This is a genomic window from Oceanobacillus halotolerans, assembly GCF_010993955.1.
Lineage (GTDB): Bacteria > Bacillota > Bacilli > Bacillales > Amphibacillaceae > Oceanibacillus_A > Oceanibacillus_A halotolerans.
On record NZ_WIXL01000001.1, the window covers coordinates 24,246 to 35,262 of the forward strand.

7 protein-coding genes, 1 tRNA gene and 1 other RNA gene are annotated in these 11,017 nt (G+C 38.1%); 3 read left to right on the forward strand and 6 right to left on the reverse strand.

Going from position 1 to position 11,017, the window contains the following annotated elements; all coding sequences use genetic code 11:
* Window position 1: 1 nt before the first annotated feature.
* The 3 genes from dnaX to tadA all read right to left on the reverse strand — a co-directional run bounded on the left by dnaX (window position 2) and on the right by tadA (window position 3,328).
* Entirely contained in the window at window positions 2–1,696 is a 1,695-nt protein-coding gene (dnaX, locus tag GHC26_RS00155; protein ID WP_163969246.1) for a DNA polymerase III subunit gamma/tau, read from the reverse strand.
* An 836-nt stretch (window positions 1,697–2,532) separates the two neighbouring features.
* An RNA gene (gene ffs, locus GHC26_RS00160) (signal recognition particle sRNA large type) lies at window positions 2,533–2,798 on the reverse strand.
* A 65-nt stretch (window positions 2,799–2,863) separates the two neighbouring features.
* On the reverse strand, window positions 2,864–3,328 hold the full coding sequence (tadA, locus tag GHC26_RS00165) for a tRNA adenosine(34) deaminase TadA (RefSeq protein WP_163969247.1): 465 nt from the start codon (window positions 3,326–3,328) through the stop codon (window positions 2,864–2,866).
* Window positions 3,329–4,079: 751 nt separating this feature from the next.
* Here tadA and GHC26_RS00170 point away from each other — a divergent pair.
* Window positions 4,080–5,369, forward strand: a complete 1,290-nt coding sequence (locus tag GHC26_RS00170; RefSeq protein ID WP_163969248.1) for a LysM peptidoglycan-binding domain-containing protein — start codon at window positions 4,080–4,082, stop codon at window positions 5,367–5,369.
* 601 nt (window positions 5,370–5,970) lie between these two features.
* On the opposite strand, the gene acsA is transcribed toward GHC26_RS00170, so the two are convergent.
* From acsA to GHC26_RS00190, 3 genes are all read right to left on the reverse strand, one after another.
* A complete protein-coding gene (gene acsA / locus GHC26_RS00180; protein WP_163969249.1) occupies window positions 5,971–7,686 on the reverse strand; it encodes an acetate--CoA ligase in 1,716 nt (571 codons plus the stop codon).
* 227 nt (window positions 7,687–7,913) lie between these two features.
* Complete coding sequence (locus GHC26_RS00185) at window positions 7,914–9,143, reverse strand: dicarboxylate/amino acid:cation symporter (RefSeq protein WP_163969250.1); 1,230 nt, start codon at window positions 9,141–9,143, stop codon at window positions 7,914–7,916.
* A 72-nt stretch (window positions 9,144–9,215) separates the two neighbouring features.
* Window positions 9,216–9,288, reverse strand: a tRNA-Arg gene (locus GHC26_RS00190).
* Window positions 9,289–9,441: 153 nt separating this feature from the next.
* Between GHC26_RS00190 and GHC26_RS00195 the strand changes: the two genes are divergently transcribed.
* Together GHC26_RS00195 and GHC26_RS00200 are read left to right on the forward strand one after the other, a co-directional pair.
* A complete protein-coding gene (locus GHC26_RS00195; RefSeq protein WP_163969251.1) occupies window positions 9,442–10,095 on the forward strand; it encodes a deoxynucleoside kinase in 654 nt (217 codons plus the stop codon).
* A 16-nt stretch (window positions 10,096–10,111) separates the two neighbouring features.
* The gene (locus GHC26_RS00200; RefSeq protein WP_163969252.1) at window positions 10,112–10,795 is read left to right on the forward strand and encodes a deoxynucleoside kinase; all 684 of its coding nucleotides are present in this window, start codon (window positions 10,112–10,114) and stop codon (window positions 10,793–10,795) included.
* Window positions 10,796–11,017 lie beyond the last annotated feature (222 nt).

Consider the following 11,017-nt stretch of genomic DNA (forward strand, 5'->3'; position numbering starts at 1 on the left):
ATTAGTCATGTATTTCTAATAAGTCGTCTCCGACCAGCTTTCTTGCCTCTTCTACAATGGGATCCCCTTTATCTTCCTCTTGCTCTGTATTAGACTTTCCCATCTGCTTAATATATTCCTGTTTAATATCTTCCCAATTTTTTTCAGGGACAGGAATAATCGTTAAATCCTTTCCAGCTACAGTTGCGAGAACAGATTCAATAGTGTCACGATTGTCCATAAATAGCGAGCAATGGATTTCATATTTAAATTCTACAATTAAGGTATCATCTGAAGCAACTACTGGCTTACTATCCTGTATTTTAGCATGTGCTGGTGGACTTGTAGACTTTAATTGACTTAAAAAAGATCCCCATTGTGCTTGCATTTGTTTTAAATTTGTTTTTGATGCTACTTGCAATACATTTCTTATTTTATCATACGGAATTTTGTAACCATTTTTCGTTGATCGTGGTGCTGATCGTTGTTTTCTTTCATTTGTTGATGTATTAGTACTTTCCGTTTTAGACTGTTGTTTGATTGCTTGCAGTTCTTTTTCTAACGAATCGATTTTGGTTGCCAATTTTGTAACAGCAGGTTCTACAGTGCTTTCTCCATGTTGATCTGTTGCGGTATACTGATTGGTAATCGTTAATAATGCAATTTCGATAAATACTTTTGGGCTATTTGTCCACTTAATCTCCTGTTGACATTGATTCAACCGAACAATAGCATCCTGAATCCAAGCTGCACTAACCTTATCTGCAAGCTGTTTAAAGTCCTCATCTATTGTTGCACGTTCCAATACTCCTTCTAAGGATGGGGCACTTTTGTACAATAACAAATCACGTAAATAATAAATGAGATCATAAACAAATCGTCCTGGATCTTTTCCGCCTTGGATTAGGGTATCTAATTTTTTCAGTGCAAGCTGTGCATCTTTTTCATACATGGCAGCTGTCATCTCTGTTAAAATTTGTTGAGAAACAGCACCTGTTACTGCTAATACATCCTCTAATTCCACATGATCCTCACTATAAGAAATAGCTTGGTCTAATATACTTAATGCATCCCGCATTCCACCTTCAGCAGCTAAGGCAACCGTATCTAGAGCTTCTTGAGAAACAGTAATATTTTCTGCTTCCACAATTCCTCTCATACGTTCCGTAATAGCTTGATTAGGGATTGGTTTAAAGTCAAAACGTTGACACCTAGATATAATCGTTAACGGTATTTTATGTGGTTCTGTTGTAGCTAAAATAAAAACAACGTGTTTAGGTGGTTCTTCCAACGTTTTTAATAATGCATTAAAGGCATTAACCGAAATCATGTGAACCTCATCAATAATATAGACTTTATATGGAACGGAGCTAGCAGCATACTTAACCTTGTCACGTATTTCTCGAATATCATCGACACTCGTATTAGATGCGGCATCGATTTCAATGACATCCGAAATAGAACCATCTTGAATGCCACGACATGCCGAACATTCATTACACGGTTCTTTTACTGGTGCATGTTCACAATTAATTGTTTTCGCAAAAATTTTTGCTGCACTTGTCTTCCCTGTTCCTCTAGGTCCAGAAAATAAATAAGCATGCGAAAATTTTTCTTGCATAATCGCATTTTGCAATGTTCGTGTAATATGGGTTTGTCCGACAACATCTTGAAACGTTCTTGGACGCCAAACTCGATATAAGGCTTGATAGCTCATAACACTCGTTCCCTTTTTATATAGTATAGTTAATTATACCCGATTAGGAGGGGTAATGTGAACTAAGTCGACAAATAAAATTATGGAAAGGAGTTAGAATTAATTGTTGTTGGCATTTTGTGAGTAGTAATGTTTTTTCAAGGATCTGTTCACATACGTTTTGTTTTTTATGTCGCATAATCTATATTATGTGCAATAAGCGATTTTTAGAGCGTTTACCCGTTCCGGAAATACACTTCGCTTTCACCAGGGGCATAAGTGCGACATCTGTTCAAACTATTCGTTTTCACAGTGTCTTCTTTACCGCGGGTGGCTGATGAGCCTCCTCGAGCTTTTCGCTCTGCGGGGTCTCACCTAGGCCATTATTCCCGCAGGAGTCTCCGTGTATTTCCTCCACTGATATGATCAACATTTCCTATAAATATTGTGTTTATACGATAGTTGATTGGAGCGTAGGACAGTCGACTCCTGCGGAAAAAACAACAGCTGAAGATCCCACAGGAAGCGGTCTTTGCTTCCGAGGTCTAACTTTAGCGCCTACACCCTCGAGGTCTTAAGTCAATCCTCTTTGTGGCAAAGACCGCCACACAGAGGCTTGGCTTAAGCTTGTCGGGTGTGACCAAGGCGCTTACGTTTTTCTTTGAGGAAGCTGAAGCGTTGTCCGCGGAAAGCGACTGTCCGAAGTGGAAATCAACGGCGCTAATTTATTGCGCATTATACATCTTATATGCATGACGTTTCATAACTGAAAGCAACAATCTTTTTAGAAAACAGCCTTTTTAAAGGATATAAGAAAACCTCTTGTCTAGGACAAGAGGTTTAATCAAATATGTATGCCGTGCACCCACCTTCGATGTGACGTCCCTATGCGTTACGTAAGTTCATGGCTCGGCCTAGGCTTCCCCGCGGCACACAGAAATGACCACTTACTGCTGCTTCCTTCCGGACCTGACAGGATTCATGGGTTTCTGTTGCGCAGGACCTAAGCGTCAACACCAATCCCTTACGGCAGACCATAAAGTCGCCTCACCTTGGGTGGGATTTCGGCCTCGCTATAGCGGATTGCGAGTACAGGGCACCGCTACCTCCCCGCTTAGCACGACAATACCTATTATAACCACTTTATATCGAAAATGCAATGGAAAATAAGGGAAATGCCTTGGTAGTCTATTCGTGTTTCTTCTTTTTTCGTAATGAACGGAAGAAATTAGTTAATAAGGAAGAGGAAGCTTCACCTAATACACCAGGCTCTACAGCTACTTGATGGTTAAAACGTTCATCTTGTAAAAGGTTCATTAATGTACCCGCACAACCTGCTTTTGGATCACTTGCCCCATAGACGACACGTTTAATACGAGACTGAACAATTGCCCCAGCACACATAGGACAAGGTTCAAGTGTTACGTATAGTGTACAATCCTCTAATCGCCAACTGCCAATTGCTTCATTAGCCTGTCTTATCGCAATTAACTCAGCATGAGATAGGGTTTCCTGTGTTGATTCCCGCAAATTATACCCTGAGGCAATAATCTCATTATCCCGAACAATGACCGCTCCAATTGGAACTTCATTTAATTCTTCTGCCTTTTTTGCTTCTTGAATCGCTATATCCATAAATTGTTCATCCATCATATCACACTTCTTCTTTTTTCTCTTTAGCTTTTTTAAGTATAATCTTAATGCATAGTTGATAAATGATGTGCAGTAGTTTTAGCTAAAATTATCGCTTCGGAAAAACATTTCGCGCACCTTAGGACTCCCCACGAGCCTCCGTTGCGAAACCCACACTACGGGGGCTCTTAGGCTCGTTTCGACGGACAGGACAAGGAAAGCTTCGACAGCAAACATCGCACGAAGCAAAAGTGTATTTCTTTTGCGAGGACGTTCTAGTGTCGGCGCCTGCCACGGGACGTGACCGATGTTAGCCGACGAACCAGGAGCCTTCATGTTTTTCGCTTGTTTTGTGCTATTTCACTTCTTATCAATGTACTACTGAACAAGGCTTGATTGGAGCGTAGGACAGTCGACTCCTGCGAAAAAAACGCAGCTAGATCTGAATAGGAAGCGGTTTTTGCTTCCGAGGAAGCTAAAAGCGTCTGTCCGCGGTAAAGAAGACACTGAGAAAACGTTAGGTTTGAACAGATGTCGCACTTATGCCCGTGGTGAAAGCGACTGTCCGAAGCGGAAATCAACTACACTACTTTAAGACGCATAATATAGATTATTAACAACAATCTATGCAGAAAGATCCTTCTCTTTCGATTATACTATGTCTTCATTAGTCATTTAGCAAGTAAAAACACTAATTCTTCTGGTATATCTAAGCGATCCTTATCATATCTTGTAAGTAGTATTATTGTTTCACTTAAAGGAGGGGACTAAATTGCAAATACACGTTGTGGAACAAGGAGACTCCTTATTTTCTGTTGCCAACACTTATAATACATCTATAGAAGCATTAGTAGATGCAAATGAACTTGATACACCTAATAACCTCGTTATCGGCCAATCATTAGTTATTCCTATCGTTGGTCAATTCTATTTTGTGCAACCGGGCGATAGTTTATATTCGATTGCACAACGTTTCGGTATGTCTTATCAAGAGTTAGCACAAATTAATAATTTCCCAGTCAATAACACCTTGCCCATCGGCTTTCGATTATATATACCAGAACGGCCAACAAATAACATTACTGCTAATGCTTATGTAGAACCAATTGGGGATTCAGTTTCACCAACCATTGAAAATGCTGCACGAAAACAAGCACCTCACCTTACCTATCTTGCTCCATTTAGCTACCGAGTAAATCGTGATGGTTCACTAACCCCGCCCCCACTAGATAATTTCCAGGAAATCGCCGAAGCTAATAATGCATCCTTAATGTTAGTTGTTACCAATTTAGAAGAGGGTGAATTTAGCGCAGAATTAGGCCATATTATTTTAACAGTTCAAGCCGTACAAAATACGTTACTGGATACGATTATCAATACTGCACATGCAGGTGGTTATACAGATGTACACTTTGACTTGGAGTTTTTGCCACCTGATGACCGTGATGCCTATAATCAATTCTTACGGAGAGCAAAAGAACGATTAAGCCAAGAAGGATTGTTAATGTCAACAGCACTCGCTCCAAAAACAAGTGCAACTCAGGCTGGTGAATGGTATGAGGCACATGATTATGGTGCACATGGGGAAATTGCGGATTTTGTTGTATTAATGACGTACGAATGGGGTTATAGCTATGGTCCAGCAATGGCCGTTTCACCTATTAACGAAGTACGGAAAGTGGTAGATTACGCCTTAACTGAAATGCCTCCAGAAAAAATACTACTTGGACAAAATTTATATGGTTATGATTGGACACTTCCATTTGAAGAAGGTGGGGAAGCAGCACGTGCTATTAGTCCACAACAAGCAATCGCTATAGCTCGGGAAAATAATGTACCTATTGAATATGACCAAACGGCACAAGCACCTTTTTTTACCTATCGCGATGCAGAAGGAAACGATCATGAAGTATGGTTTGAAGATGCAAGATCTATTCAGGCTAAATTTGATATGATTAAGGAATTGAATTTACGGGGAATTAGTTATTGGAAATTAGGCCTTGCATTTCCACAAAATTGGCTTCTATTAGAAGATAATTTTACCGTTAGTAAATTTTCGTAACGAATACCCTACTGCAAAAAAGCAGTGGGGTATTTATATTAGGGGTGAAACAGTAGTCATATGACTTGCTTTGAAATAGTGTTTTATTTAATGTGACTAGGAATATGGGTCGCGCTCTTATAGAAGTTTTCATGCTGACTTAGACGTTGTGAAGCTTGGTCTACTACCGTTTTTCAAGTTTCCTTGCTGAGTTTGGAACTGACAAGTGATCTCTATTACTGTTTTGGTACTTCACTCTTTGACTTATGGCTCTGATAAGTATACTCTGTTACCTTTTTGCTATTTCATTCTTTAATTTTGGCAGTGATAGCCATGCTCTGTTACCATTTTGCTATTTCACCCTTTAATTTTGGCACTGACAACCACGCTCTGTTACTTTTGTGACTTAATTAGGCCATTGAGTGCGATCTACTTCTTTTAGGATTGTAATAATGCTACCGTTTACCTGTTAAATACAGGAATATCCCCTAGCTGGCGACTTGTAAGGAGTTGATCTACGCAAATAACTACTTCCTGATCACATCCAAGATATCACATTATAAGTTTTTCCTACTTGCAATGAAAAAGGTGCCTCCAGTTAAGGGACACCTCTCTCACCATGTTATTTTTCTAATGTTGACGTATCACCTGTTGGCAATCCTAGTTCCCATGACTTCAACAAGCGACGCATAATCTTACCACTGCGCGTTTTTGGAATAGAATCACTTACTTCTAATTCACGTGGAGCAGCATGTGCACTTAACCCGGTTTTTACAAATTTACGAATTTCTTCTAACAGCTCTGGTGAATCTTCATACCCATCATTCAAGGTAATAAATGCCTTAATAATCTCCCCACGTTCTGGATGTGGTTTTCCAATCACACCTGCTTCAGCAACTGCAGGATGTTCAATTAATTTACTTTCAACTTCAAATGGACCAACACGTTCACCAGATGTATTAATCACATCATCTAATCGGCCCTGGAACCAAAAATAGCCGTCTTCATCTTTATAGGCACTATCTCCTGATACATACCATCCATTAATAAAATAGCTTTCAAATTTATTCGGTCTCTTCCAAATCGTACGCATCATGGATGGCCAACCTTGTTTAATAGCTAAGTTACCCATTTGGTTAGGTGGTAACTCATTCCCTTCATTATCCACAATACTTGCTTCAATTCCTGGAATAGGTTTCCCCATTGAGCCTGGGCGAATTTCCTCTGATGGTAAATTAACGATTAATTGTGCACCCGTTTCTGTCATCCACCATGTATCATGAATACGAAGATCAAACGCTTCTAATCCCCATGTGATCACTTCTGGATTTAATGGCTCCCCAACACTCATAATATGTCTTAAGGAAGACAAATCGTATTTCTTTACAACATCCTCTCCAGCACTAACTAATTTCCGCAATGCTGTTGGTGCCGTATACCATACTGTTACACCAAATTTTTCTAATGTTCCATACCAGTCATCTGGTGTAAACCGACCACCACGAACAACATTAGTAACCCCGTGTAACCATGGAGCAAAAATACCATAGCTAGTTCCTGTGACCCAACCAGGGTCTGCGGTACACCAGTATACATCATCCTCTTTTAAATCCAATACCCACTCAGCTGTCACATAATGCTGAATCATAGCATTGTGAACATGGTATACACCTTTTGGCTTACCAGTCGATCCAGATGTATAGTGAATGAGCATTCCATCTTCTAAATCAACCCATTCAATATCAAATTCTGTATCTGCTTGTTCCATTTCCGTTTGATAATCGATATATTTTCCACCATTTTTATCATTGGTGCCGACAAGTACAATTTTCTCTAAGTCAGGTAATTCATCTTGTGGAACTCTTTCTAGTAGATCTGGTGTAGTAATCAGCATTTTTGCCTCACTATCCTGCAACCGATCTTTTACCGCTTGCTCCATAAATGCTTCGAATAAAGGACCAGCAATTGCTCCTACTTTTAAAATACCGAAGAAAGTAGCATAGAACTCAGGGCTCCTCGGAAGGAATAAGAATACTCGATCCCCTTTTTGAATATCATATTGTTTTAAAACGTTGGCAAACTGATTGCTCTGCTTTCGTAACTCATCAAAGGTTACACTTTCTTCTCGATCAGGAGCGGAATATCGTAAAGCAACTTTATCCTTCTTATCTGGATCTTCTGCATGACGATCAATTGCTTCATACGCTATATTAACCTTTCCTGTTTCATTCCAACTAAACTCTTGTTTAACATCATCCCAAGAAAATGTCTCACGCATTTTTTTATAATTTTTTAAGTTATGATTTCCTTCTCTTGCAGGTATTTTTTGCATATCCATCCAATCACCCCTTCTATTTTTTGAAACCGATTACAAACCTTCCTATTATAGATGTTTATTATTAATTACAAGAAACATGCAATTAATAATAATTAAAATATTTGGCTAACTACTATCTATTTTAGAACATTTTGTGACAATTTTAAAGAATTTCGTTTAAAATTTTTATAAAAAATTTACCACTGCATCCAAAAACCACACTACCATAATTTGTAGTGTGGTTTGTATTACGATTTGGCAGCTTTTGCTTCTTTCCGTTTTTCATTTTCAGAAATAACATAGGCACAGGTTGCATCCCCTGCTGTGTTTAGAGATGTTCGTAACATGTCTAATAGGCGATCGACACCTATAATTAAAGCAATTCCCTCCACAGGTAATCCTATCTGATTTAGTACCATCGATAACATAATCAATCCGACACTTGGTACTCCTGCAGTTCCAATACTTGCTAATGTCGCAGTTAACAGAATCATAACAATATCATTAAATCCTAGGCTAATGGCATATACTTGTGCTATAAACACAGTCGCTACGGCTTGCATAATCGCCGTTCCATCCATATTAATCGTTGATCCTAATGGCTGTACAAAACTACTAATGGATTTACGTACCCCGAGTTTATCTTGTGCTACTCGCATGGCAATTGGTAAAGTAGCGCTTGAGCTAGATGTACTAAAAGCTACCGACATCGCTGGGAAAAACTCCTTATAAAAGTGGAGGGGACTCGCCTTACCAAGCCCTTTAATAGCCAATGGATAGGTAAGGGCACCATGAATAATTAAAGCTAATATCACAGCAACCATATACATAACCATAGAACCTAATGCATCCAAACCAGCATTTCCAATTGCGGACGCAATCAATGCAAATGCACCATATGGAGCTGTTTTCATAATTGCATTGACTATAAAGATTAAAATATCATTTGCCTGCTCAAATAACCGGTAGATTCCTACTGTTTTTTCACCAAGCATTGCAATCGCAATTCCTATAAAAATTGCAAAAGCTATAATTTGTAACATGTCCCCACTAGACATTGCCTCTATTGGATTTTGTGGAATAATATTTACCAGTGTTTCCATAATAGGTGGGGCCGCTTGTTCTTCATAGCTTACATTATCAACATCAAAGACACCTTCTTTACCAGGTTCTAATAAATACCCCATTCCTATTCCTATGAGAAGGGCAATTGCTGTTGTAACTAAATAAAATGCAATCGTTTGTATACCGATCTTTCCTAACTTAGCAGGGTCTCCTAAGCCAGCTGTCCCTAACACAATTGACACAAACACAATTGGTACAACAATCATCATGATCAAGTTAAGAAATAATTGACCAACTGGGCTCAGCACATAAGTATCTATCGTATTAAATAATTCTGGTGTTGTAAAACTAAAACCGATGCCAACTACAACACCTAATATGAGGGCAATCATAATTTGTTTGGTAAGATTCATTGTTGATGTTCCTTTCTGAATGAAAATTAGTAATGAAATGAATAAAAAACGCGGAAGAAGGTGCAAAAATAATGCCCCCGGCAGGATTCGAACCTGCGACACACGGTTTAGGAAACCGATGCTCTATCCCCTGAGCTACGGAGGCATAATCATAGATTGACAACCTCCATTATACTAAACAAATGAAAGGATGAAAAGTAGAACTATTTCACTCATAGATATGCTACGTATTCTATGATAAAATATACTACATCTGTCTTTATGGTTATTGTTTTATGTGGTGATTGGAGGAGAAACTATGGCAGAAGTGCCGTTTATTGCAATAGAAGGACCAATTGGAATTGGGAAAACATCCCTTGCAAAAAAACTTGCTATTCATTTTAACTATCATTTATTAAAAGAGATCGTAGAAGAAAATCCCTTTCTCGGAAAATTTTACGATGATATAGACGCTTGGAGTTTTCAAACAGAAATGTTCTTTTTGTGTAATCGATTTAAACAATTAGAAGATATCGAGACACAATATTTGCGACAAAGTAAACCGGTTATTGCAGATTATCATATTTCTAAGAACATGATTTTTGCAAGACGGACATTACAAGCAGATAAGTTGGAAAAATATGAGAAGATCTATCATATCTTAACAGCTGATATGCCTACACCAAATATGATGATTTATCTACATGCAAGCCTAGAAACGATTTTAAAACGTATTGCATTACGTGGAAGGGATATTGAACAAAATATTAAACCCTCATATCTAGCACAACTATCTCAGGACTATGAGGAATATATGAATACATTTGAGCGATTACATCCAGATATTCCTGTTATTCGTATAAATGGAGATGAAATGGATTTTGTCAAATACCAGGAAGACTTAAAATGTATTATAGAGATGGTAGAAGATCATCTCAATGGAAAAAAGATAAACGAAGTTAACACGTTATAAAGGGGAACATTTGATCATGAATTTAAGGGAAAAATACCTTATTCCAAACGATAGTATCATAACGATTGCGGGTACCGTTGGGGTAGGAAAATCAACGATGACAAACGCATTAGCCAATGCACTAGACTTTAAAACATCCTTTGAAAAAGTAGATAAAAACCCATATTTAGGTAAATTCTATGATGATTTTGAACGTTGGAGTTTTCACTTACAAGTTTATTTTCTTGCAGAACGATTTAAGGAACAAAAGAAAATTTTTGAATATGGTGGCGGGTTTATACAAGATCGCTCCATTTATGAAGATACGGGTATTTTTGCAAGGATGCACTATGAGAATGGAACCATGTCCAAAACAGATTATGAAACCTATAAGAATTTATTTGACGCTATGGTCATGACTCCTTACTTTCCACATCCTGATTTATTAATATACTTAGAAGGGACATTGGACCAAGTATTAGAACGTATTCAAGAACGAGGTCGTGAAATGGAAAAAAATACTCCATTATCCTATTGGAAAGAAATGTTTCATCGCTATGAGAACTGGATTAATAACTTTAATGCTTGTCCTGTTTTGCGAATAAATATTTCAGACTATGATTTAATTGAAAAGGAACAATCCATTGAGCCAATTCTTGAAAAGATTGGATACTTTATCCAACAATCAAGACGTTGGAAATCAAGAGAATTAATTAAATAGCTAATAATAGATAGAAGTCAGCTATATTACTTCTGTTTAAAATACTGTTTTCTAAAAGATTGTTGCTTTCAGGTATGAAACCTCATGCATATAAAATGGATTATGCGCAATAAATGTTTAGCATGTCTTCCTTAATTCTTTATAAAGTGAGTGCTAAACCTACGCTGTGGAAAACACTCGCTTTCCACGGGGAACGCTTCAGCCTCCTCGCGAGCAAAAAGC

What these genes read in the sequence shown, in the direction of transcription:
- tadA (WP_163969247.1), bottom strand. Translation starts at nt 3,328, where the DNA reads ATGATGGATGAACAATTTATGGATATAGCGATTCAAGAAGCAAAAAAG.
- GHC26_RS00195 (WP_163969251.1), top strand. Translation starts at nt 9,442, where the DNA reads ATGGCAGAAGTGCCGTTTATTGCAATAGAAGGACCAATTGGAATTGGG.
- dnaX (WP_163969246.1), bottom strand. Translation starts at nt 1,696, where the DNA reads ATGAGCTATCAAGCCTTATATCGAGTTTGGCGTCCAAGAACGTTTCAA.
- GHC26_RS00200 (WP_163969252.1), top strand. Translation starts at nt 10,112, where the DNA reads ATGAATTTAAGGGAAAAATACCTTATTCCAAACGATAGTATCATAACG.
- acsA (WP_163969249.1), bottom strand. Translation starts at nt 7,686, where the DNA reads ATGGATATGCAAAAAATACCTGCAAGAGAAGGAAATCATAACTTAAAA.
- GHC26_RS00185 (WP_163969250.1), bottom strand. Translation starts at nt 9,143, where the DNA reads ATGAATCTTACCAAACAAATTATGATTGCCCTCATATTAGGTGTTGTA.